Below are 23,690 nucleotides of genomic sequence, written 5' to 3' on the forward strand. Positions count from 1 at the left end.
CGCTATGAAGATAATGTTCTGATTAAATTGGAGAAATCTTCTTTGATGTCGTGACTTTCCTCACGCAGCTGCTCGATCTTCCGGCAGGCGTGCAACACCGTGGTATGGTCGCGGCCACCAAACGCATCGCCGATTTCCGGCAGGCTGTGGTTGGTGAGTTCCTTCGCCAGCGCCATCGCCATCTGGCGCGGGCGGGCAACGGATCGCGAACGCCGCTTGGACAGCAAATCCGCGACTTTAATCTTGTAATACTCCGCCACCGTCTTTTGAATATTGTCGATGGTGACCAGCTTTTCCTGCAGCGCCAGCAGATCGCGCAGCGCTTCGCGCACGAAATCGATGGTGATGGCCCGGCCGGTAAAGTTGGCGTTGGCGATCACGCGGTTCAGCGCCCCTTCGAGCTCACGCACGTTGGAACGCAGGCGCTTGGCGATGAAGAACGCCACTTCGCCCGGCAGGCGAATGTCGTTCTCGTCGGCCTTTTTCATCAGGATCGCCACGCGGGTTTCCAGCTCCGGCGGCTCGATCGCCACCGTCAGCCCCCAGCCGAAGCGAGACTTCAGACGATCTTCCACCCCGTTGATCTCTTTAGGGTAGCGATCCGAGGTCAGGATGATCTGCTGATTGCCTTCCAACAGAGCGTTAAAGGTATGGAAGAACTCTTCCTGCGAACGCTCCTTGTTGGCGAAAAATTGGATGTCATCGATCAGCAAGGCGTCGACCGAACGGTAGTAGCGCTTAAACTCTTCGATGGCATTGTTCTGCAACGCTTTGACCATGTCCTGCACGAAGCGTTCCGAGTGCATATAGACCACTTTGGCGTTGGCCTTGCGCGCCATGATGCCGTTGCCGACCGCGTGCAGCAGGTGAGTTTTACCCAGGCCGGTGCCGCCATACAGGAACAAAGGGTTGTAGGCGCCGCCCGGATTATCCGCCACCTGGCGAGCCGCCGCGCGCGCCAGCTGGTTGGACTTACCCTCGACGAAGTTGTCGAAGGTGTGTTTGGGGTTGACGTTGGAGCGGTAAGAGAGCTCGGGTTGCGCCGCCGCGTTGTCCCAGCTCGGGCGCAAAGGCGCGGCCGTACGCGCCGCCGGGGCCGCAGGGGCGCTGCTGACGCTGGCGGCCACGGTCTGGCTGATCACCTGCGTGATCGGCTTGCTGCCGACTTCAAAACGCAGCAAAGGCGCATCCGTGCCGCAGAAATCATTCAGCAGACCATTGATGTTGTTTAAGTACTTATCGCGAACCCAATCCAGCACAAAACGGTTAGGCGCGTACAGCGCCAGGGTGTTGTCACTCAGTTCCGCCTGCAATGGGCGAATCCACATACTAAATTCTGTGGCAGGTAACTCATCCTGCAATCGGGCAAGACACTGCTGCCAAAGCGAAAGTGACACGGCGGACTCCACTCGAACAAGATCAATAAAGAAAAGAAACGGGCAACTTTTTTATAACTCATGATTTTTGACACATACCCGGCATCGGCTGTTTGCCTGTGGGGGATGCGAACCGCCTTTCACGGTTTGTGTCCCTCGCGATCCCGGCATGAGGGATCGCGATCGGAATGACGGATCATAGCGCAATCCGCGCAAGAGATCCTCCCCTTCCTCACAGATTAGATCCATTTTATCCACAGGCCGCGGCCGGCGGCGATCTTTTCACCGCCGGCGCCGAATGGCCGCGCAGATCCCGGCCGCTGCGCCGCGTTTTTTACATTGTCAACCGGTTATACCCTGTTATCCACGCCGGATCCTGCGATCGCGCGCAAAGGATCTCACGGGGATCCTTGCGATTTCACCCCGAGTCCGTATAATCTTCGCCCTACGTGTGATACCTGGTTCCTTATGGTGCGTCATTAGCCAGACAGGATTCTGCGGTGACCACGGGCCAAGACCGGATTTTGTTCCGTTATTGGCAGACAACCAGGTAGGCTGGCGCGATGCGAATTGACTCAGGACTGTACAATTATTACAATCCCGCTTCTTTATGTATTGCGATTGAGGCGTCGGTCATCTTCACGCCGAGTAGCCAAACGCGTTTACTGATCAGTAATTATTTTAAGTTTAGGTAGAAATCGCTATGAAACGCACTTTCCAACCGTCCGTATTGAAGCGCAACCGTAGCCACGGTTTCCGTGCTCGTATGGCCACCAAAAATGGTCGTCAAGTTCTGGCCCGCCGTCGTGCGAAAGGCCGTGCTCGTCTGACTGTTTCTAAGTAATAAAGCTAACCCGCTGAGTGGTTAAGCTCGCTTTTCCCAGGGAGTTACGTTTGTTAACTCCCACTCATTTCACTTTCGTCTTCCAGCAGCCACAACGGGCTGGCACGCCGCAAATCACCATCCTCGGCCGCCTGAACCAGCTGGGGCATCCCCGCATCGGTCTTACCGTCGCCAAAAAACACGTCAAACGCGCGCACGAGCGTAATCGGATCAAACGCCTAACCCGCGAAAGTTTCCGCCTGCGTCAGCACGAATTACCGGCGATGGATTTTGTCGTGGTGGCCAAAAAGGGGATAGCGGATTTGGATAACCGCGCGCTGACGGAAGCTTTGGATAAATTATGGCGTCGCCACTGTCGCCAGGCTCCCGCATCCTGATCGGGCTGGTGCGGGCCTATCAGCTCGTCATCAGTCCGCTGCTAGGGCCTCGTTGTCGCTTCCAGCCGACATGCTCTCATTACGCAATTGAGGCATTAAGCAGGTTTGGCATGATAAAAGGCAGTTGGTTAGCATTGAAACGCGTATTAAAATGCCACCCTTTGAACCCAGGTGGCGATGATCCGGTGCCGCCAAAAACCGACGATAACAGAGAACACTAACGATGGATTCGCAACGCAATCTTCTCCTCATCGCTCTGCTGTTCGTGTCTTTCATGATCTGGCAGGCATGGCAAACGGACAACGCTCCGCAGCCGGCCGCACAGACCACGCAACAGACTTCGAACGCAGTAGCCGGTGATGCCGCCAGCCAGGCCGTGCCAGCCAGTGGTCAGGGTAAGCTGATTACCGTGAACACCGACGTGCTGTCACTGACCATCAACACCCGTGGTGGCGATATCGAGCAGGCTAAACTGTTGGCCTACCCGGATACTCTGGGTTCATCGACTCCGTTCCAACTGCTGGAAACCACTCCGTCATTCGTCTATCAGGCGCAAAGCGGCCTGACCGGTAAAAACGGCCCGGACAACCCGGCCAACGGCGAGCGCCCGCTGTATCAAGCGGCGCAGGACAGCTACACCCTGCCGGAAGGCCAGGACGAGCTGCGCATCCCGCTGACCTACACCGATAAAGACGGCGCGGTCTACACCAAGACCTTCGTGCTCAAACGCAATCACTATGCGGTCGGCGTGGATTACAGCATCGACAACAAAGGCGCGGCGCCGCTGGAGCTGACCCTGTTCGGCCAGCTGAAGCAGACTACCGAATTGCCTAAGCACCGCGACACCGGCAGCAGCAACTTCGCGCTGCATACCTTCCGCGGCGCGGCGTACTCGTCCAGCGAGGACAAGTACCAGAAATACGCGTTCGACAAAGACGAAAACCTGAGCGTCACCACCAAAGACGGCTGGGTCGCCATGCTGCAACAGTACTTCGCCACCGCGTGGGTACCGGCGACCAAGGGTGACAACACCTTCTACACCGCCAAACCGGGCGACAACCTGTCCACCATCGGCTTCAAATCTACGCCGGTCGTGGTGCAGCCGGGCGCTCAGCAGCAGCTGAACGCGACCCTGTGGGTCGGCCCGGAGCTGCAGGACCAGATGGCCCAGCTGGCGCCGCACCTGGACCTGACCGTGGATTACGGTTGGCTGTGGTTCATCTCCCAGCCGCTGTTCAAACTGCTGAAGTTCATCCACGGCTTTATCGGTAACTGGGGCTTCTCCATCATCATCATCACCTTCATCGTGCGCGGCATCATGTACCCGCTGACCAAGGCGCAGTACACCTCGATGGCGAAAATGCGCATGCTGCAGCCGAAGCTGCAGGCGATGCGCGAGCGCATCGGCGATGACAAGCAGCGCATGAGCCAAGAGATGATGGCGCTGTACAAGTCGGAGAAAGTGAACCCGCTCGGCGGCTGCCTGCCGCTGATCATTCAGATGCCGATCTTCCTGGCGCTGTACTACATGCTGATGGGCTCGGTTGAGCTGCGCCACGCGCCGTTCGCCCTGTGGATCCATGACCTGTCGGCGCAAGACCCGTACTACATCCTGCCAATCCTGATGGGCGTGACGATGTTCTTCATTCAGAAGATGTCGCCGACCACCGTGACTGACCCGATGCAGCAGAAAATCATGACCTTCATGCCGGTGATCTTCACAGTGTTCTTCCTGTGGTTCCCGTCCGGTCTGGTGCTGTACTACATCGTCAGTAACCTGGTGACCATCCTGCAGCAGCAGCTGATTTACCGTGGTCTGGAAAAACGCGGTCTGCACAGCCGCGACAAGAAAAAAAGCTAAGCGTATTGTAGGGGTTCGGCGCGCCGACCCTTGCAGTCACCCCAAAGGCGGTCATTAGACCGCCTTTTTGCATCTTAATCGTCAGAGAGAACCGTTATGAGCACCACCGATACCATCGTAGCCCAAGCCACCCCGCCGGGACGCGGCGGCGTCGGCATTCTGCGCGTTTCCGGAAGCCAGGCCAAAGACGTCGCCCAGGCGTTGCTCGGCAAGCTGCCGAAGCCGCGCTACGCTGACTATCTGCCGTTCCGCGACGCCACGGGCGCCACGCTCGATCAGGGCATCGCGCTGTGGTTCCCGGGGCCGAACTCCTTTACCGGCGAAGACGTGCTGGAACTGCAGGGCCACGGCGGGCCGGTGATCCTCGATCTGTTGCTCAAGCGCGTGCTGTCGCTCCCTGACGTGCGCATCGCACGGCCCGGCGAGTTCTCCGAACGCGCGTTCCTCAACGACAAACTCGATTTGGCGCAGGCCGAAGCGATTGCCGATCTGATCGACGCCAGCTCCGAACAGGCGGCGCGTTCGGCGATGAACTCGCTGCAGGGTGCGTTCTCCACCCGCATCCACCAGCTCGTGGAAGCGCTCACTCACCTGCGAATCTACGTGGAAGCGGCGATCGACTTCCCGGATGAGGAAATTGATTTCCTGTCCGACGGTAAAATCGAGGCGCAGCTCAACGACGTAATGGCGGATCTGGGCAACGTGCGCGGTGAAGCGCGCCAGGGCAGCCTGCTGCGCGAAGGGATGAAGGTAGTGATAGCCGGGCGCCCCAACGCCGGAAAATCGAGCCTGCTCAATGCGTTGGCCGGGCGCGAGGCGGCGATCGTCACCGATATCGCCGGCACCACCCGCGACGTCTTGCGCGAACATATCCATATCGACGGCATGCCGCTGCACATCATCGATACCGCCGGCCTGCGCGACGCCAGCGACGAAGTTGAGCGTATCGGCATCGAACGTGCATGGAATGAGATCGAACAGGCCGACCGAGTACTGTTTATGGTTGACGGCACCACCACCGCCGCCACCGAGCCGGCGGAGATCTGGCCGGAATTTATGGCGCGCCTGCCGGGCACGCTGCCGATCACCGTGGTGCGCAACAAGGCCGACATCACCGGTGAAACGCTGGGTCTGACAGAAGTGAACAACCACTCACTTATTCGCCTGTCGGCCCGCACCGGCGAAGGCGTCGATGTGCTGCGCGATCATCTTAAACAGAGCATGGGCTTCACCAGCAACATGGAAGGCGGCTTCCTGGCGCGCCGTCGCCACCTGCAGGCGCTGGAACTGGCGGCACAGCACCTGGTGCAGGGCAAAGAACAGTTAGTGAGCGCTTACGCGGGTGAGCTGTTGGCCGAGGAGCTGCGCCAGGCGCAGCTGGCCTTGAGTGAAATCACCGGCGAATTCACCTCCGACGACCTGCTGGGCCGCATCTTCTCCAGCTTCTGTATCGGGAAATAATCGACTGCGAGCGCCGTATCCTACTCGGCGCCCGCATGTTACTTCTCCCGGCGGCATCAAAACTCACCTAAGCTTATCTCATCAATTTTGCTGCGTGAGAGATAAGCTTACATGAACGAACCTTTAGACTTGATCGGCGTGGGATTGGGGCCTTTCAATCTCAGTCTGGCCGCTCTGGCCGCCGAAAGCGGCGCCGTCAATTATACCTTTCTCGATCGTAACGCCAGCTTCCGTTGGCATCCCGGTATGCTGTTGCCCTCAGCTTATATGCAAACTTATGTACTTCAGGATCTGGTTACCGCCGTCAGCCCACGCAGCCAATTTTCATTTATTAATTACTTGGTCGAGCAGAAAAAAATTTATCGTTTTTTAATCACCGAGCAGCAAATTATCAGCCGGGAAGAATTTTCCGACTACCTGCGTTGGGCCTGCGAAAGGTTAGACGGACTACAGTTTTCACAGTCCGTAGAGCGTATTGATTTCGACGATGAAAAAGGTTTGTTCAAGGTATGTACCCACAACCAGACCCTGTGGGCGAAAAATATCTGTCTGGGTACCGGACATGACCCTTGGTTGCCGGAAGCATTTTATCCGGCGCTGGGTGAAAACTGCATGCATGCCGCCGAAATAGCCCTGCGCAATCCAGACTTCAGCGGCAAGCGGGTTATGGTGGTGGGCGGCGGCCAAAGCGGCGCCGATGTTTTTTTGAACGCGTTGCAGGGACACTGGGGCGAGCCGGCACAGCTGGATTGGCTCTCGCGTCGTCCCAATTTTCAGCCGCTGGACGAGTCCCCCTTCACCAACGAATATTTCACTCCTGAATACGTCGACTATTTCTATACGCTGCCGGCCGAGATCCGCGCACGTGAAATCAAAACACAGAAATTGCCGGCAGACGGCATCAGCAATCATACGCTGCGAACCTTGTACCGTGAGCTTTATATGCGTTTTGACGTGATGCGCCAGACACGCAATGTGCGTTTACTGCCCCATCGTACTCTACTGACCGTCGAATCAATGGATGAGGCTTTTCATCTGCGCACGCTTCACGGTCTGGAAAATCGCCGGGAAAATTTCAGGGCCGATATCGTCATTCTCGCCACCGGCTATCGCGCCTCTCTGCCCGCGTACCTGAAACCCTTGGTGCCACGCATCCCGCTCGATTCGAAGCAGCATCTACCGCTGCTGCCGAATTTTAATCTTGAATGGCTCGGGCCGGAGCAAAATCGAATTTATGCGGTAAATGCCGGGATACACAGCCACGGCAGCGCAGAAGGCGGACTGAGCCTGATGGCCTGGCGTTCAGCGCGCATCCTCAATCACTTGCTGGGCAAGCCATACTTTGATTTGGCACCGAACGCATCAATGATCCAATGGTGGAGCGATGCCGCGTCGGACGATACCTCTTCCATCGTTAATAAATAGGATAATCCGCATAGTGTTTTTTGATGATAAATCCTCAACTTAGTCTTAATCTAACACCCCTGCGTTCTTAGCGACCCTCTGTCATGGAGTGAACAATGGCGTGTCATTTTGCCCGCTGGACCCCGGCCTCCGCTGTCCTGGATACCCAAAGACTCTCCGACGAAGTGATCGCCGCCACCCGCACCTTTTCCGTTAAACGCCGCACGCGCTTTCTGCAAGGGCGCATTCTGCTCGCCGAAATGATGTTCTATCTTTACGGCCTGCCGACGCTGCCCCCCATCGCCACTACGCCGACCGGCCGCCCCTGTTTCGCCGATCATCAGCTGCCCGACTTTAGCCTCGCTTACGCCAGCAACACCGTGGGCGTGCTGCTCAGCGATGAAGGCAAAGTCGGACTGGATATCGAAGTGATGCGGGCGCGCGGTACCCGACAAAGCGCGCTGCAACACGCACATCAGACGCCGGCGGAGAATGCCTGGATCGGCGCGCAGGACGATCGGCTGGAGGCAGAGACTCAGCTGTGGAGCATCCGGCAAAGCGTGCTGAAAATTTCCGGCCTCGGCAACAGCGGCCAGGCTACGCTGCGTCTGCATCCCTTCTCCGGCCACCTGCGCTCCAGCGCCACGCCGGACGTTCAGGTGATGAGCGACGCCGACGAATACCTGAGCTGGGCCTGCGCCGGCAGCCCCAGCCTGGACCGCCTGCTGTGCTGGCGCTACGAAGAGCGCCGCGGCCTGCACAAAGACGGGGAAATCTCGCCGCGCAGCGCGGCGGCATCCTCACGCTTCATTAAACTGACGGGCCTGAAGACGCCCGGTTAACGCAGCGCATAGCGGATAACGCTGTCTTTACCGCGCGAGTTGCTGGATTAAATTGTAAAGACAGCTAAATGTTGAGCAATCGCCTATTCTCGACCCGCGCTTTAGCCTACTATTCGCCCATGTTGTACGCTGAATCTGCTCATTCGAAAGGGAGAATCACCATGTCAGACCAAGCCTTGAAAATCGTCACTCTGCTCGGCAGCCTGCGTAAAGGCTCCTACAACGCCATGGTGGCCCGCGCCCTGCCTGGCCTGGCTCCACAGGGCGTCACCATTGAAGCACTGCCTTCCATCCGCGATATCCCGCTGTACGACGCCGACATGCAACAGGGTGAAGGCTTCCCTGCCGCTGTCGAGACGATCGCCGAACAGATCCGCCAGGCCGACGGCGTGATCATCGTCACCCCTGAATATAACTATTCCGTGCCCGGCGGGTTGAAGAACGCCATCGACTGGCTGTCTCGCTTGCCGAATCAGCCGCTGGCCGGCAAACCGGTCGCCATTCAAACCAGCTCGATGGGGCCGATCGGCGGCGCGCGCTGCCAATACCATCTGCGCCAGATCCTGGTGTTCCTCGATGCGATGGTAATGAACAAGCCTGAGTTTATGGGCGGCGTGATCCAGAGCAAGGTCGATGAACAGGCCGGTGAACTGAGCGATCAGGGAACGCTGGATTTCCTGACCGGCCAGCTGTCCGCGTTCAGCGATTTTATTCGCCGCGTGGAGTGACCGTCTCGCGGCGCCCACCGGGCGCCGCAACAGGACATGAAGTCCGTCAATTCATTGAAAATTAAAGCCATAGCATCATGTATTTTTTCATTTTAGCGTTATTTTTTGTTTCCATCACCAGTCCCGCTTTCGCCGCAGACATGCGTTATCCCGCCGGTGAAGAGCCGCTGGAGCTGCCGGCACACAGCGCGCTCAACGCGCAGCTATCGCGATCCGCGCAAAACCAGGAAGACAAAAAGCTGGGCGCCATGTCGCTGTACCTGACGCTGATGCGCGAAGACGGCCGCAACGTCTGGGCGCCCTACCAGCTGGCGGTATCGTCGGCAGAGAAAGGCCAAACCGAACTGGCGGAGCGCTACCTGCAGCTGAGCGCCGACCGCGGCCTGTGGTACTACTACAACCTGCTGGAGGACGACGCCTTCAACAGCATCCAGCACTCCGCCACCTACCAATCGATCCTGGCCGCCACCAAAGCGCGCTATCTGCAGCACGCCCGCCACTATGAAGGCAAGGCCAGCTACGCGATGCCGGACGGCGAAGCGCCGCCCGAAGGCTGGCCAACGGTGATCTTCCTGCATACCTACGGCAAAGCCGCCGCCATCAGCCCCGAAGAACGGCTGCTGTTCGGCGAAATGGGCGTGGCGTACATCGAGATCAACGGCACGCAGATGCTGTCGGAAAACAGCTTCCGCTGGTCGAATTACAGCGACGAGAGCACCCACACCGCCATTCAGCGTACGCTGCAACAGCTGGCTCCGCAGCTAAAGCTGAATACCCAGCGGATTTACCTCAGCGCCCGCGGCCAGGGCGCACTGCACGCCGCCAACCTGATCGCGAAGTACCCGCAGTTTTACGCCGGCGCGCTCCTGATCGCCCCCAACGGCGAGATCAAGCCGGCCCAGCAGTCGCTGGCGGCACAAAAGAAAATCGTGATGGCGTATTACGATCGGCAGAACTTCAGCGAGCAGGCGCTGGCATTGCACTTCGCCAATCTGTTCGGGGAGGATAATCAGGTGCAGACGCTGCACTTCGCCCAGGGCGAGGATGCCGCCGGCAGTTGGCAGGCGCGCTTCAGGCGGCCGTTACAGTGGGTGTTGGATCGGGCGCCGGATGCAACGCCGGGCGTCTAGGGTTTCAGGGCCGACAAGCGTCGGCCCTTTGGCTGTCAATGGCCGTCGACAAAGACGATTTTCAGCACGAACAGCAGCGCCACCACCACCACGCACGGGCTGATTTCACGCCAGCGGCCGGTGCCGAGCTTCATCACGCAGTAGGAGATAAAGCCGAGCGCGATACCTTCGGTGATCGAGAAGCTAAACGGCATCATCACAGCAGTAACAAACGCCGGTACCGCTTCGGTCAGATCGTCCCACTTCACCCGCGCCAGGCTGGAGGTCATCAGCACACCGACATAGATCAGCGCGCCGGCGGCGGCGTAAGCCGGCACCATACCCGCCAACGGCGACAGGAAGATCACCAGCAGGAACAGCAGGCCGGTGACCACCGCCGTCAAACCGGTGCGGCCGCCGACGGCGACGCCGGACGAGCTTTCGATGTAAGCGGTCACGGAAGAGGTACCCGCCAGCGAACCGGCCACCGAGCTGATGCTGTCGACGTACAACGCCTGCTTCATACGCGGGAACTTGCCCTGGCTGTCGGTCAGGCCGGCTTTATCGGTGACGCCGATCAGGGTGCCGGAAGAGTCGAACAGGTTCACCAGCATAAACGAGAAGATAACCCCGGCCAGCCCGATGTTCAGCGCGCCGGCCACGTCGACCTGGCCCACCACCGAGGTGATACTCGGCGGCAGGGAGAACAGGCCGCCGTATTTCACATCGCCCAGCATCCAGCCGATCAGGGTGGTGACCACGATAGATACCAGCACCGCCGCGTGGAAGTTGCGCGAAGAGAGCACGGCGATGATGAAGAAGCCGAGCGCCCCCAGCAGCACGTTGTGCGAGGTCAGGCTGCCGATGGTCACCAGCGTGTCCGGGTTAGCCACCACGATGCCGGCGTTTTTCAGCCCCATCATGCCGATGAACAGGCCGATGCCGCTGGTGATGCCGACCCGCAGGCTGACCGGAATATTGGCGATCATCCAGTAACGGATGCGGAAAATGGTCAGCAGCAGCAGGCCTACCGCTCCCCAGAAGATGGCGCCCATGCCCACCTGCCAGGAGATGCCCATCGCGCCGACCACCACGAAGGCGAAGAAGGCGTTCAGGCCCATCGCCGGCGCCAGCGCCACCGGCAGGTTCGCCAGCAGGCCCATAAAGATGCTGCCGAAGGCGGCGATCAAACAGGTGGTGACAAATACCGCCTGGGTATCCATGCCCGCCGCGCCCAAAATTTGCGGGTTAACGAACACGATATACACCATGGTGAGGAAGGTGGTGATACCGGCAATCGTTTCCGTACGCGCCGTCGTGCCATGTTGCTTGAGTTTAAACACGCGCCCAAGCAAGCCTTGCTCAGCGTCAAGGCCAGATACTGGTTTGGTCATTATCAGAATTCCGAAAATGGGAATGGACAGTCGCCGGCTATCCTATAACAAAAAGTGGGGCTTTTGACGTCGGTCACAGGTTTTTTTTCGCCGTCTTTACGGCTAAACGCGTCAACGGCTTGTATTTACAGACATTCATCCCCCGTTGCCGCCCGCTGCGTTGCCGTTTGCCGGCACGGCCGATAAAATGGCCTATCGCCCTTCTGTCCCTATCCGTTAAAAACAGGAATCCGCATGTCTTCGACCTTTATCGATAAGCTCGCGTTGATCGCGCTGAAAGATGACAAAGTGGCGCTGGTGCGCTCACACAATAAGACGCTGTTTTATATGCCGGGCGGAAAGCGCGAAGCGGGCGAAACCGACGAACAGGCGCTGTGCCGCGAAATCGACGAAGAGCTGACCGTTGCGCTGCTGCCGAACTCCATCGCATTTTACGGCGAGTTCACCGGCCCGGCGGACGGCAAGCAGGACGGCACCCAGGTGCGCATTCGCTGCTATCAGGCCGACTATACCGGGCAGCTGCAGCCGGCCGCCGAAATCGCCGAGCTGAAGTGGTGCGACAGCCGCGATCTGCCGCATTGCTCACACGTCGCCGCGCTGATTTTGCACGATCTCAAGGCGCGTAACCTGATCAAGTGATCGCTGAGCGGCCTCAGCGGCGTTAACCCGAAGGAACCTGTCCCGCATGAATCAGATTGACTGCATTTTGTTCGACTGCGATGGCACGCTGGTAGACAGCGAAGTGCTGTGCAGCAAAGCCTATGTGCACATGTTCGCCCACTACGGCATTCATCTGTCGCTGGAAGAGGTATTCAAGAAATACAAAGGGGTGAAGCTGTACGAGATCATCGATCGGGTCAACGCCGAGCAGGGCACTGACCTGGCCAAAGAGACACTGGAGCCGCTGTATCGGCAGGAAGTGGCGCGGTTGTTCGACAGCGAACTGCAACAGATTGCCGGCGCCCGCGAGCTGCTGGCGCAGGTGACGGTGCCTGTCTGCACCGTCTCCAACGGACCGGTCAGCAAGATGCAGCACTCGCTCGGCCTGACCGGCATGCTGCCTTATTTTGATGACCGGTTGTTCAGCGGCTATGACATTCAGCGCTGGAAGCCAGATCCGGCGATCGTTTTTCACGCCGCCGAACAGATGCAGGTACCGGTGGCGCGCTGCATCCTGGTGGACGATTCACCCGCCGGCGCGCAGGCCGGCATCGATGCCGGCATCCCGGTCTTTTACTTCTGCGCCGACCCGCATAACCCGCCGATCGACCACCCGCTGGTGACGACGTTTGACGACCTGGCGCAGCTGCCCGCGCTGTGGCGCGAACGCGGCTGGCGGCTCACGGCCGATTAACTGGCCGGCAACGGCGGCTTGTTGCGCCACCAGCGCCAGGACCGTTTCAGCGCGCGGGTTTGCGCGCCGAAGCGGCGGTTGACCGCGTTGGCCAGCAGATCGAGCGCCAGGCAGAACACGAAGTAGACCAGCGCCACGAACAGGAACACTTCCATTGGATAGACCATGCTGCGGTTGTTGACCTGGGTCGCCAGGAAGGTCAGTTCGCCAACGCCGACGATATAAGCCAGCGAGGTGTCCTTGATCAGGGAGATCCACTGGTTGATGAACGACGGCACCATCATGCGCAGCGCCTGCGGCAGCACGATCATGCGCAGCGTCTGCCAGCGCGTCAGCCCCAGAGAAAGCCCAGCCTGCCACTGGCCGGGGCCGATCGCGGCAATGCCGGCCTTCACTGCATGGGCCAAATAGGCCGAGGCGATCAGCGCCAGCGCGCACACCACGGTAGTGATTTCCGGGATCTCGACGCCAAACACCATCGGCAGAAGGAAATAGGTCCAGAAGATCAGCATGATGACCGGAATGGCGCGGAAAAAGCCCAGCACCGCCGCCAGCAATCCGGCGGCGACGCCGCGCGACATCGCCAGCGCCACGCCGAGTAAGGTGCCGAGCACCGCCGAAGCCACGCCGGCCATCAGGCTGATCGCCAACGTCAGCGCGGCGCCGCCCAGCGGCCCGTCCGGCCAGGTGCCCCACAGCAGGTAGCCCAGGTTGTCGTGAATCACGCTGAAATCCATCTCAATGCCCTCCCAGCGGTTTACGCTGTTGGCGCCACATGCCCCAGCCTTCCAGCAGCGCGATGATGGCGATATACAGTACCGTCGCCACGCCGAACGCCTGGAAAGTGCGCAGGGTTTCGGTTTCGACCTGACGCGAGGCGTAAGAGAGTTCGGCCACGCCGATCGCCATGGTCAGCGACGAGTTCTTGATCACGTTCATGTATTGGCCCAGCAACGGCGGCAGCGCGATTTTCAGCGCCTGCGGCAGCACCACGTAGCGCATCGCCTGCCAACCGGTGAGCCCCAGCGCCTGGGCGGCATATTTCTGCCCGCCGGCGACGCCGCGAATGCCGGAGCGGATCTCTTCGGCGATAAAGGCGGTGGAGTAGAGCGTCAGGCCGAAGAAACCGGCGAGAAACTCGAACGACGGCCACTCAAGCGGGCCGACCTGATGTGAGCTGTTCAGCCACTGCATGGCGGCGGACGGCAGGATCTGCCCGGCGGCGAAGTACCAGAAGAACAGCTGCACCAGCAGCGGCGTATTGCGAAACAGCGAGCTGTACCCCATCGCCAGCCAACGCAACGGTCGCAGGCTGCTGTCGCGCATCGCCGCCAGCACAAAGCCCAGCAGCGTGGCCGCCAGGCCCGCGCAGGCGGAAAGCCACAGCGTCAGCAAAAAGCCGTGCCACAGCCAGCTCAGGTATTGCGGCGCCAGCAGCCAGTCCAGGTTCATGTTCAATCCTTGTCTTGCAGAATGCATCAGGGGCGCAGCAAGCTGCGCCCCTCCGTACCGATCTCACCGCGAGCGGTTAAATCAGGCTTTCGGTTGCTGATCCAAAGGCGCGATTTTGAAATCGCCGCGCGGTTGGGCGGATTGGGTTTCCGGCCCGAACCAGCGATCGTAAATCTTAACCGCTTCGCCGTCTTTTTCCAGCGTGATCAGCGTCTCGTTCACCGCGGCGGTCAGGCGATCTTCGCCCTTGGGAATGCCGACGCCCTGGAATTCTTTGGTCAGGCTAAACGGCGAAATTTCAAATTCCGCCTTCTGCGCCGCCGGCAGGTTGCCGAGCAGGCCGACCAGCTTGGCGTCGTCCTGAGTGATAGCCTGCACGTTGCCGTTGCGCAGTGCCACGAATGCCAGCGGGGTGTCATCGTAGGAGATCACTTTCGCCGTCGGGAAACGCTCGCGCAGGGTGATTTCCTGCACCGTGCCCTTGTCCGCGCCGATGCGCAGTTTCTTGATGTCTTCCGGCGTTTTCAGCACGCCTTTGCGGGCGATGAATTTCTGGCCGGTGGCGAAGTACGGCACGCTGAAGTTCACTTCTTTGGCGCGCTCGTCGGTAATGGTGAAGTTGGCGGCAATCAGATCAACTTTCTTCGACACCAGCAGCGGAATGCGGTTGGCCGGGTTGGTGGCGCGCAGCTCCACTTTCACCCCCAGCGCTTTGCCGATCGCATCGGCGACGTCCACATCGTAGCCCACCAGCTTCTTGCTCTGCGGATCGATGTAGCCGAACGGCGGGTTGCTGTCGAACACCGCGATACGCACCACGCCGGCTTGCTTGATATCGTCAAGTTTGTCCGCGTGCGCGGCGCCGGCGGCGAGGCCGGTCAGACTGGCTAACAACGTTAAGGCCAAAGCGCGATGTTTCATAGAAAGCTCCTAAGTGGTTGATGTCCTGCTGGCGGATAAGCTAGCAAGCGCCACATAGGTCAGGAAATAATATAAAAAGCTATATTTATAACCTTTTTATCTTTACGCACTTAAGATGGAATAAAGGCGCGGGAAACCGCGCCTTTGAAGGATATTACCCGAAAAGGGTTAGTCGGCTTTTTCGTCTTTACCGTCCGGAGAGAGCAGCTTTTCCAGGGCGTCGCCGCCCAGATGACGGAAATCCTGTCCTTTGACGAAATAGAAGATAAATTCGCAGATGTTCTGACAGCGGTCGCCGATACGCTCGATAGAACGGGCGCAGAACAACGCGGTCAGCACGCTCGGAATGGTGCGCGAGTCTTCCATCATGTAGGTCATCAGCTGACGCACGATGCCTTCATACTCCTGGTCGACCTTTTTATCTTCACGGTAGATACGGATCGCTTCGTCCAGATCCATGCGCGCGAAGGCGTCCAGCACGTCGTGCAGCATCTGCACGGTGTGGCGCCCCAGCGATTCCAGGCTGACCAGCAGCGGCTGGTGCTGGTGCGAGAATTTCTCCAGCGCGGTGCGGCAGATTTTATCCGCCACGTCGCCGATGCGCTCCAGCTCGGAAATGGTTTTGATGATCGCCATCACCAGGCGCAGATCGCTGGCGGTCGGCTGGCGCTTGGCGATGATGCGCACGCAGGCTTCGTCGATCGCCACTTCCATCATGTTGACCTTGGCGTCGCCTTCGATCACGCGCTTGGCCAGCTCGCCATCCTGATTGTGCATCGCGGTGATGGCGTCGGTCAGCTGCTGCTCCACCAGCCCGCCCATGGTCAGCACCTGGGTGCGGATATGCTCAAGCTCTGCGTTGAACTGGCCGGAAATGTGTTTGTTTAAATTCAGGTTATCCATGATGCTTCCTATCAACCATAACGGCCAGTGATGTAGTCTTCAGTCTGCTTTTTCTGCGGCGCAGTGAACAGGTTATCAGTATCACTGAACTCGATCAGCTCGCCCAGATACATAAATGCGGTAGAGTCGGAGCAGCGCGCCGCCTGCTGCATGTTGTGCGTCACGATCACCACGGTGTAGTCGGCCTTCAGCTCGCTGATCAGCTCTTCAATCTTGCCGGTGGAGATCGGATCAAGCGCCGAGCAAGGCTCATCCAGCAACAGCACTTCCGGACGAATGGCGATGCCGCGGGCGATGCACAGACGCTGCTGCTGGCCACCGGAGAGGCTGTAGCCGCTCTGGTGCAGCTTGTCCTTGGTTTCGTTCCACAGCGCCGCCTTGGTCAGCGCCCACTGTACGCGCTCGTCCATATCGGCACGCGACAGCTTTTCAAACAGGCGAACGCCGAAGGCGATGTTGTCGTAAATCGACATCGGGAACGGCGTCGGCTTCTGGAACACCATGCCGACCTTGGCACGCAGCAGTGCGATATCCGAGTTGTCGGTCAGGATGTTCTGGCCGTCCAGCAGGATGCCGCCTTCCGCGCGCTGTTCCGGGTACAGCTGGTACATCTTGTTGAAGGTGCGCAGCAGGGTAGATTTGCCGCAGCCGGACGGGCCGATAAACGCGGTGACCTTGTTCTTGGCGATATCCAGCGTGATGTTCTTCAGCGCATGGAATTTGCCATAGTAGAAGTTCAGATCGCGTACCTGAATTTTGCTGCTGGAAGCGTCAGTAACCATACTCATCAAGACTTCTCTCTTTTCATCAGCGCCGCCAAAGCGGCGCTCAAAATTTTATGAATGCTTTTTCTTGGCGAAAACCACGCGCGCCAGGATATTCAGTAACAGTACGCACAGGGTGATCAACAGCACCCCGGCCCAGGCCAGCTGTTGCCATTCGGCGAACGGGCTCATGGCGAATTTGAAGATGGTCACCGGCAGGTTGGCGATCGGCTGCATCAGGTCGGTGCTCCAGAACTGGTTCGACAGCGAGGTGAACAGCAATGGTGCGGTTTCCCCCGCGATGCGCGCAATCGCCAGCAGCACGCCGGTGATGATGCCGGACACCGACGCCTTCAGCGTGATGGCGGAAATCATGCGCCATTTCGGCGTGCCCAGGGCATAAGCGGCCTCGCGCAGCGTATCCGGCACCAGTTTCAGCATGTTCTCGGTGGTGCGAATGACGATCGGCACCTGCAGCAGCGCCAGCGCCACGATGCCGGCCCAGCCGGAGAAGTGTTCCATCTTCGCCACCACGATGGTGTAAACGAACAGGCCCACCACGATCGACGGTGCGGACAGCAGAATGTCGTTGATGAAGCGGATCACTTCCGCCAGCCAGGATTTACGGCCGTATTCCGCCAGGTAGATGCCGGCCATGATGCCCAGCGGCGTACCGAAGAGGGTCGCCCACAGGATCAACAGGCCGCTGCCGGCGATGGCGTTGGCCAGGCCGCCGCCCGCGGTATTCGGCGGCGGGGTCATCTCGGTGAACAACGCCAGCGACATGCCGTCGAAGCCTTTGGTGACGGTAGCGATCAGGATCCAGATCAACCAGAACAGCCCGAACGCCATGGTCGCCATCGACAGGAACAGCGCGAGGCGATTTTTCTGCCGGCGCCAGGCCTGCATTTTGCGGCGGCTTTCCGCCAGAACGACTGCGTTTTGCATATCCATCGTCGCCATGTTAACGCCCCTCATTCTTGGCCAGACGCATGATCATCAGTTTCGACAGCGCCAGCACGATAAAGGTGATAACAAACAGAATCAGGCCCAGCTCCATCAACGCGGCGGTGTGCACGCCGGACTCGGCTTCGGCGAATTCGTTGGCCAGCGCCGAGGTGATGCTGTTGCCCGGCATGTACAGCGAAGCGCTGTCGAGCTGGTAGGTGTTACCGATGATAAAGGTCACCGCCATGGTTTCCCCCAGCGCGCGGCCCAGGCCCAACATCACGCCGCCGATGACGCCGTTTTTGGTGAACGGCAGCACGATGCGCCAGATGACTTCCCAGGTGGTGCAGCCGATGCCGTAGGCCGACTCTTTCATCATTACCGGGGTCTGTTCGAACACGTCGCGCATAACCGCGGCGATGTAAGGAATGATCATGATCGCCAGGATCACCCCGGCGGCCAGGATGCCGATGCCGAAGGCCGGGCCGGAGAACAGCTCGCCGACGATCGGAATGCCCGACAGCACGTCGCCCACCGGCGTCTGGAAGTATTCGGCGAACAGCGGGGCAAACACGAACAGGCCCCACATGCCGTAGACGATGCTCGGGATGGCCGCCAGCAGCTCAATGGCGATGCCCAGCGGCCGCTTCAACCAGTTCGGCGCCAGTTCGGTCAGGAACAGCGCGATGCCGAAACTCACCGGCACGGCGATGATCAGCGCGATAAGCGAGGTGACCACGGTACCGTAGATCGGCACCAGCGCGCCGAACTGCTCCGCCGGCGCGTCCCACTCTTTGGTCCACAGGAAAGCGAAGCCGAATTTCTGCATGCTTGGCCAGGAGGCGAAGATCAGCGAAACGATGATGCCGCCCAGCAACAATAGGGTAATCAGCGCCGCCAGTCTCACCAGCGCGCTGAAAATGATGTCACCGTTTTTGCTCGGTGCTTTGATGGTCGGCTTGTACTCAGCCATAGATTACTCTCTGTTTGAACCCTGGCAGCCCCAACCGGGATCGGAGCCTGAAGAACTTGTGGGGCGCGGCGAACCCGCGCCCCTGCGTTGTTAGTACAGCGCTTTACCTGAACTGTCTTTTACGTTGGTTTTCCAGGCCGCGCGCACCTGCTCAACCACTTCTTTCGGCAGGGTGGCGTAATCCAGCTCGTTAGCCTGTTTGCCGCCGGTTTTGTAGGCCCAGTCGAAGAACTTCAGCACTTCGGCGCCCTGAGCAGGGTTTTTCTGCTCTTTGTGCACCAGGATGAAGGTGGTGGAGGTGATTGGCCACACGTTGTCGCCTTTCTGGTCTGTCAAATCCTGAGCGAAGGTCTTGCTCCAATCCACGCCTTTGGCCGCGTTGCTGAAGCTCTCTTCGGTCGGGCTGACCGGTTTGCCGTCGGCAGAAACCAGCTTGGTGTAAGCCAGGTTGTTCTGTTTGGCGTAAGCGTATTCTACGTAGCCGATAGAGCCAGGCAGACGCTGAACGAAGGCGGCGATGCCGTCGTTGCCTTTGCCGCCCAGACCGGTCGGCCAGTTAACGGTAGAACCGGCGCCAATTTTTTCTTTCCACTGCGCGTTGGCCTTGGACAGGTAGCTGGTGAACACGAACGAGGTGCCGGAACCGTCGGCGCGGCGTACCACGGCGATGTTCTGGTCAGGCAGTTTCACGCCTGGGTTCAGCTTGGTGATAGCCGGATCGTTCCATTTTTTGACGTTGCCCAGGTAGATATCGCCCAGGGTTTTGCCGTCCAGCGTCAGTTCGCCGGATTTAATGCCCGGAATATTCACGGCCAGCACCACGCCGCCGATCACGGTCGGGAACTGGAACAGGCCGTCAGCCGCCAGCTTGTCGTCAGACAGCGGGGCGTCGGAGGCGCCAAAGTCAACGGTGTTGGCCACGATTTGCTTCACGCCGCCAGAGGAGCCGATGCCCTGATAGTTAACTTTGTTGCCGGTTTCTTTCTGATAAGAATCTGCCCACTTGGCGTAAACCGGAGCGGGGAATGTCGCACCTGCACCGGTCAGGCTGGCAGCAGCGAACGCGGACACGGCGGTCAGGGAGAAGGTCGCTGCCACAATACTGGCGACGGTGGTACGCATCAGTTTCATAATCCCTCCTAATGGGATATTTAAAATCGACTTCGAGTCGTTTTAATCAGAGTAAGTATTGCTGCAGGAGGGAAAATAGGACAGTTTGGTGACAGAAAAATGTACGCAATATGACAGTTATATTACAGTGCGTTTTAGAGGTATTGATTTATATTAAAATCAATTTGTTATATTGAAAACAGCGCAATTGACAAGCAATAAAAAAACCGTTTGGCCACGCCCTATCCGCTTGAATATGACAACGTTTATCCCTGAATCGGCGCCGCTGTCATCTTTCGCGTTGCTCATGAAAAAAGCCGGCGCTAAGGCCGGCTTTTGCAGTTTACCTGCGGCAGATTACTCTACGGTGACAGACTTCGCCAGGTTGCGCGGCTGGTCAACGTCGGTGCCTTTGATCAGCGCCACATGGTAAGACAGCAGCTGCAACGGCACGGTGTAGAAGATCGGCGCGACGATTTCCTCGACGTGCGGCAGAGGAATGATGGTCATGCCTTCGCTGCTGACGAAGCCGGCATCCTGATCGGCGAACACGTACAGCTGGCCGCCGCGCGCGCGCACTTCTTCAATGTTGGACTTCAGCTTTTCCAGCAGTTCGTTGTTCGGCGCCACGACGATCACCGGCATGTCGGCGTCGATCAGCGCCAGCGGGCCGTGTTTCAGCTCCCCCGCCGCATAAGCTTCAGCGTGAATATAGGAGATCTCTTTCAGCTTCAGCGCCCCTTCCATGGCGATCGGATACTGATCGCCGCGGCCGAGGAACAGCGCATGGTGTTTGTCGGAGAAACCTTCCGCCAGCGCTTCGATCTCTTTATCCATCGACAGCATCTGCTCGATACGCGCCGGCAGCGCCTGCAGGCCGTGCACGATCTCTTGCTCCACGCTTTCCGCCATGCCTTTCAGGCGGCCCAGGCGCGCCACCAGCATCAACAGCACGGTGAGCTGCGTGGTGAAGGCCTTGGTCGAAGCTACGCCGATTTCCGTGCCGGCCTTGGTCATCAACGCCAGATCGGATTCGCGCACCAGCGAAGAGCCGGCCACGTTACAAACGGCCAGCGAACCGAGATAACCCAGCTCTTTGGACAGGCGCAGCGCCGCTAACGTGTCGGCGGTTTCGCCGGACTGCGACAGGGTGATGATCAGGCTGCCCGGACGCACCGCCGATTTGCGGTAACGGAACTCGGACGCGATCTCGACGTCGCACGGCACGCCGGCCAGCGCTTCGAACCAATAACGCGCCACCATACCGGAGTGGTAAGAAGTGCCACAGGCGATGATCTGTACGTGCTGCACCTTGGCCAACAGTTCATCGGCGCGCGGGCCCAGCTCGCTCAGGTTGATTTGGCCATGGCTGAAACGCCCTTCCAGGGTATTTTTCAGCGCCAGCGGCTGTTCGTAGATCTCTTTTTGCATGTAGTGACGGTAAGCGCCCTTGTCGCCGGCGTCATACTGCACCTGGGATTCGATCTCAGGGCGCTCGATGGCGTTGCCCTGCTTGTCGAAGATGTTGACGGTGCGGCGAGTCACTTCCACCACGTCGCCTTCTTCCAGGAAGATGAAGCGGCGGGTGACCGGCAGCAGCGCCAGCTGGTCGGAAGCGATGAAGTTTTCCCCGACGCCGCGGCCGATAACCAGCGGGCTGCCGGAGCGCGCAGCGACCAATACGCTCGGATCGCGGCTGTCCATCACCACGGTGCCGTAAGCGCCGCGCAGCTGTGGGATCACGCGCTGAACCACTTCCAGCAGCGTACCGCCCTGCAACTGTTCCCAGTGCACCAGGTGCGCGATCACTTCGGTGTCGGTTTCGGAGCTGAAGCGATAACCGCGTTCGATCAGCAGTTCGCGCAGCGGTTCGTGGTTTTCGATGATGCCGTTATGCACCACGGTAATGTAGTCGGAAACATGCGGGTGCGCGTTCGCCTCGGTCGGTTCACCGTGCGTTGCCCAACGGGTGTGAGCGATGCCGGTACCGCCGTGCAGATCGGTCTGCTCCGCCGCTTCGGCCAGTTTTTGCACCTTGCCTACGCGACGCAGGCGACTGACGTTGCCCTGCGCGTCGACCACTGCCAGACCGGCGGAGTCATAACCGCGGTACTCGAGACGGCGTAAACCTTCCAACAGGATTTCTGCGATATCACGTTGCGCTACTGCGCCTACAATTCCACACATCAGTTGTATTCCTAATGAACGCCCTTCATGGGCGCTTTCGATGCCTTGACCTGATTTTTGCCGGTTTTTACCGTGCGTCCCCGAGCCTGTAGATGGTGGGGTTATTATGTTTTGTATTGGGCTCGTGAACGGAGCCCAACGCAAAACACACTATGACTTCTTCTTCACCGGACGTTGCCAGCCCTGAATGTGCACCTGTTTGACGCGGCTCAGCACCAGTTCGTTCTCGGCGATATCGCGCGTCACCGTGGTGCCGGCGGCGATGGTGGAGCCTTTGCCGACCGACACCGGCGCCACCAGCTGAGTATCGGAACCGACGAATACGCCGTCGCCGATCACCGTCTTGTGCTTGTTGGCGCCATCGTAGTTGCAGGTGATGGTGCCGGCGCCGATATTCACGTCATCGCCGATTTCGGCATCGCCCAGGTAGCTGAGGTGACCGGCCTTGGAGCCTTTGCCCAGACGCGCCTTTTTCATTTCCACGAAGTTGCCGACGTGAGCCCCTGCCGCCAGCTCCGCGCCTGGGCGCAGGCGGGCGAACGGCCCCACGGTGCAGTCGGCCTCCAGCACGCTGTCTTCCAGCACGCTGTAAGGGCTGATCTCGCAGTCATCACCGATTACGCAGTTTTTCAGCACGCAGCCAGCGCCGATTTTCACCCGGTCGCCCAGCTTGACGTGACCTTCGATAATCACATTCGCATCAATAGTGATGTCTCGGCCGTGAACAAGTTCCCCGCGCAGATCGAAACGCGCCGGATCCAGCAGCATCACGCCGGCCAACAGCAGCTTTTCAGATTGTTCCGACTGGAATACGCGCTCCAGGGTCGCCAGCTGCAGGCGGTTGTTCACGCCTTCCACTTCGCTCAGGCGCGACGGATGTACAGCCTCGATTTTCTTGCCGTCGGCATGGGCCAACGCAATGATATCGGTGATGTAAAACTCGCCCTGTGCGTTATCGTTATTCAACATCCCCAGCCAGCGCTTCAGATCGCGCCCGTTCGCCACCAGGATGCCGGTATTGATCTCGTTGATTTGGCGCTGTGCCTCGCTGGCGTCCTTGTGTTCGACGATGCCCACCACGCTGCCCTGCTCGCGCACGATGCGGCCGTAACCGCTCGGATCGTCCAGCTTGACCGTCAGCAGACCGATGCCGCCCTGCGGCTTGGCCGCCAGCAGGCGTTGCAGCGTATCCACGGAGATCAACGGCACGTCGCCGTACAGCATCAGCACGTCTTCATCGTCGGCAAAGTGCGGCGCCGCCTGCTGCATTGCATGACCGGTACCCAATTGCTCGGCCTGCAGCACCCAGTTCAGCGCGCCTTCGGTCAACGTACTTTTCAGCAGTTCGCCGCCGTGGCCGTATACCAGGTGGACATGTTGTGCGCCCAGTTTCATCGCGGCATCAATGACGTGTTGCACCATCGGCTTGCCGGCCAACGGATGTAAGACCTTGGGAAGATCGGAATACATGCGTGTTCCCTTGCCCGCGGCGAGGATAACCACGCTCATTGCGCTGTTCGACATAAGCAACCTGATAACTCCATTTTGATAGACGAAAGTAAAACCGTTTAGCGACGATATTACTACATATTTCTCTGCACGAACCCGGCGCAGGCCGCGTGGGCCTTGGCCTGCCGCTATCGCGGCCAATTCGCCGTCGGAGCGAAAAAACTGTCGGCGAT

The 23,690-nt window shown here is 59.1% G+C and carries 23 protein-coding genes; 11 read left to right on the forward strand and 12 right to left on the reverse strand.

Annotated features, from left to right (window positions below; all coding sequences use genetic code 11):
• Window positions 1–2: 2 nt before the first annotated feature.
• A complete protein-coding gene (gene dnaA / locus FHU12_RS22145; protein WP_048232285.1) occupies window positions 3–1,397 on the reverse strand; it encodes a chromosomal replication initiator protein DnaA in 1,395 nt (464 codons plus the stop codon).
• Window positions 1,398–2,079: 682 nt separating this feature from the next.
• On the opposite strand from dnaA, the gene rpmH reads away from it, so the two are divergent.
• The 9 genes from rpmH (at window position 2,080) to FHU12_RS22190 (ending at window position 10,023) form a co-directional block, all read left to right on the forward strand.
• Window positions 2,080–2,220 carry a 50S ribosomal protein L34 gene (gene rpmH / locus FHU12_RS22150; RefSeq protein ID WP_000831330.1) on the forward strand — a complete coding sequence of 47 codons (141 nt, stop codon included), beginning with the start codon at window positions 2,080–2,082 and terminating at the stop codon, window positions 2,218–2,220.
• A gap of 17 nt (window positions 2,221–2,237) precedes the next feature.
• Entirely contained in the window at window positions 2,238–2,597 is a 360-nt protein-coding gene (gene rnpA, locus FHU12_RS22155) for a ribonuclease P protein component (RefSeq protein ID WP_004933883.1), read from the forward strand.
• The gene (gene yidD, locus FHU12_RS22160; RefSeq protein ID WP_004933881.1) at window positions 2,561–2,818 is read left to right on the forward strand and encodes a membrane protein insertion efficiency factor YidD; all 258 of its coding nucleotides are present in this window, start codon (window positions 2,561–2,563) and stop codon (window positions 2,816–2,818) included. The genes rnpA and yidD overlap by 37 nt, the downstream gene beginning before the upstream one ends.
• 2 nt (window positions 2,819–2,820) lie before the next feature.
• Complete coding sequence (gene yidC / locus FHU12_RS22165) at window positions 2,821–4,458, forward strand: membrane protein insertase YidC (RefSeq protein ID WP_141971844.1); 1,638 nt, start codon at window positions 2,821–2,823, stop codon at window positions 4,456–4,458.
• A gap of 96 nt (window positions 4,459–4,554) precedes the next feature.
• Window positions 4,555–5,919, forward strand: coding sequence for a tRNA uridine-5-carboxymethylaminomethyl(34) synthesis GTPase MnmE (mnmE, locus tag FHU12_RS22170; RefSeq protein ID WP_141971846.1), 1,365 nt, complete (start codon window positions 4,555–4,557; stop codon window positions 5,917–5,919).
• A 111-nt stretch (window positions 5,920–6,030) separates the two neighbouring features.
• On the forward strand, window positions 6,031–7,344 hold the full coding sequence (locus FHU12_RS22175; RefSeq protein ID WP_141971848.1) for a lysine N(6)-hydroxylase/L-ornithine N(5)-oxygenase family protein: 1,314 nt from the start codon (window positions 6,031–6,033) through the stop codon (window positions 7,342–7,344).
• A gap of 95 nt (window positions 7,345–7,439) precedes the next feature.
• Window positions 7,440–8,165 carry a 4'-phosphopantetheinyl transferase family protein gene (locus FHU12_RS22180; protein ID WP_141971850.1) on the forward strand — a complete coding sequence of 242 codons (726 nt, stop codon included), beginning with the start codon at window positions 7,440–7,442 and terminating at the stop codon, window positions 8,163–8,165.
• A 161-nt stretch (window positions 8,166–8,326) separates the two neighbouring features.
• Window positions 8,327–8,893, forward strand: coding sequence for an NADPH-dependent FMN reductase (locus tag FHU12_RS22185; RefSeq protein ID WP_141971852.1), 567 nt, complete (start codon window positions 8,327–8,329; stop codon window positions 8,891–8,893).
• Between the two features lie 77 nt (window positions 8,894–8,970).
• Window positions 8,971–10,023 (forward strand): alpha/beta hydrolase, encoded by a 1,053-nt coding sequence (locus tag FHU12_RS22190; RefSeq protein ID WP_038876022.1) that lies wholly within the window; start codon window positions 8,971–8,973, stop codon window positions 10,021–10,023.
• Window positions 10,024–10,058: 35 nt separating this feature from the next.
• Here FHU12_RS22190 and FHU12_RS22195 read toward each other — a convergent pair whose 3' ends face one another.
• Complete coding sequence (locus FHU12_RS22195) at window positions 10,059–11,396, reverse strand: NCS2 family permease (RefSeq protein WP_028128066.1); 1,338 nt, start codon at window positions 11,394–11,396, stop codon at window positions 10,059–10,061.
• A gap of 234 nt (window positions 11,397–11,630) precedes the next feature.
• Between FHU12_RS22195 and FHU12_RS22200 the strand changes: the two genes are divergently transcribed.
• Window positions 11,631–12,035, forward strand: coding sequence for an NUDIX hydrolase (locus FHU12_RS22200; protein ID WP_141971854.1), 405 nt, complete (start codon window positions 11,631–11,633; stop codon window positions 12,033–12,035).
• Window positions 12,036–12,081: 46 nt separating this feature from the next.
• The gene (yieH, locus tag FHU12_RS22205; protein WP_141971856.1) at window positions 12,082–12,750 is read left to right on the forward strand and encodes a 6-phosphogluconate phosphatase; all 669 of its coding nucleotides are present in this window, start codon (window positions 12,082–12,084) and stop codon (window positions 12,748–12,750) included.
• On the opposite strand, the gene FHU12_RS22210 is transcribed toward yieH, so the two are convergent.
• The 10 genes from FHU12_RS22210 to glmU form a co-directional block, all read right to left on the reverse strand.
• The gene (locus FHU12_RS22210) at window positions 12,747–13,487 is read right to left on the reverse strand and encodes an amino acid ABC transporter permease (RefSeq protein ID WP_004933841.1); all 741 of its coding nucleotides are present in this window, start codon (window positions 13,485–13,487) and stop codon (window positions 12,747–12,749) included. The two genes, yieH and FHU12_RS22210, sit on opposite strands and share 4 nt — an antisense overlap.
• A 1-nt stretch (window position 13,488) precedes the next feature.
• Entirely contained in the window at window positions 13,489–14,202 is a 714-nt protein-coding gene (locus tag FHU12_RS22215; RefSeq protein ID WP_025304748.1) for an amino acid ABC transporter permease, read from the reverse strand.
• 81 nt (window positions 14,203–14,283) lie between these two features.
• Window positions 14,284–15,123 carry an ABC transporter substrate-binding protein gene (locus tag FHU12_RS22220; RefSeq protein ID WP_141971858.1) on the reverse strand — a complete coding sequence of 280 codons (840 nt, stop codon included), beginning with the start codon at window positions 15,121–15,123 and terminating at the stop codon, window positions 14,284–14,286.
• Between the two features lie 168 nt (window positions 15,124–15,291).
• Window positions 15,292–16,026: a phosphate signaling complex protein PhoU gene (gene phoU / locus FHU12_RS22225; protein ID WP_060441267.1), complete on the reverse strand. Its 735-nt coding sequence runs from the start codon at window positions 16,024–16,026 to the stop codon at window positions 15,292–15,294.
• A gap of 11 nt (window positions 16,027–16,037) precedes the next feature.
• Window positions 16,038–16,808, reverse strand: a complete 771-nt coding sequence (gene pstB, locus FHU12_RS22230) for a phosphate ABC transporter ATP-binding protein PstB (protein ID WP_016929614.1) — start codon at window positions 16,806–16,808, stop codon at window positions 16,038–16,040.
• Between the two features lie 54 nt (window positions 16,809–16,862).
• On the reverse strand, window positions 16,863–17,753 hold the full coding sequence (gene pstA, locus FHU12_RS22235) for a phosphate ABC transporter permease PstA (RefSeq protein WP_025304746.1): 891 nt from the start codon (window positions 17,751–17,753) through the stop codon (window positions 16,863–16,865).
• Between the two features lies 1 nt (window position 17,754).
• On the reverse strand, window positions 17,755–18,711 hold the full coding sequence (gene pstC / locus FHU12_RS22240; protein WP_141971860.1) for a phosphate ABC transporter permease PstC: 957 nt from the start codon (window positions 18,709–18,711) through the stop codon (window positions 17,755–17,757).
• Window positions 18,712–18,801: 90 nt separating this feature from the next.
• Entirely contained in the window at window positions 18,802–19,842 is a 1,041-nt protein-coding gene (pstS, locus tag FHU12_RS22245; protein ID WP_038876034.1) for a phosphate ABC transporter substrate-binding protein PstS, read from the reverse strand.
• A gap of 336 nt (window positions 19,843–20,178) precedes the next feature.
• Window positions 20,179–22,008, reverse strand: a complete 1,830-nt coding sequence (glmS, locus tag FHU12_RS22250; protein WP_060424377.1) for a glutamine--fructose-6-phosphate transaminase (isomerizing) — start codon at window positions 22,006–22,008, stop codon at window positions 20,179–20,181.
• 150 nt (window positions 22,009–22,158) lie between these two features.
• Window positions 22,159–23,532 carry a bifunctional UDP-N-acetylglucosamine diphosphorylase/glucosamine-1-phosphate N-acetyltransferase GlmU gene (glmU, locus tag FHU12_RS22255; protein WP_141971862.1) on the reverse strand — a complete coding sequence of 458 codons (1,374 nt, stop codon included), beginning with the start codon at window positions 23,530–23,532 and terminating at the stop codon, window positions 22,159–22,161.
• Window positions 23,533–23,690: the final 158 nt, after the last annotated feature.

The sequence above is a fragment of the Serratia marcescens genome, assembly GCF_006715005.1.
Lineage (GTDB): Bacteria > Pseudomonadota > Gammaproteobacteria > Enterobacterales > Enterobacteriaceae > Serratia > Serratia montpellierensis.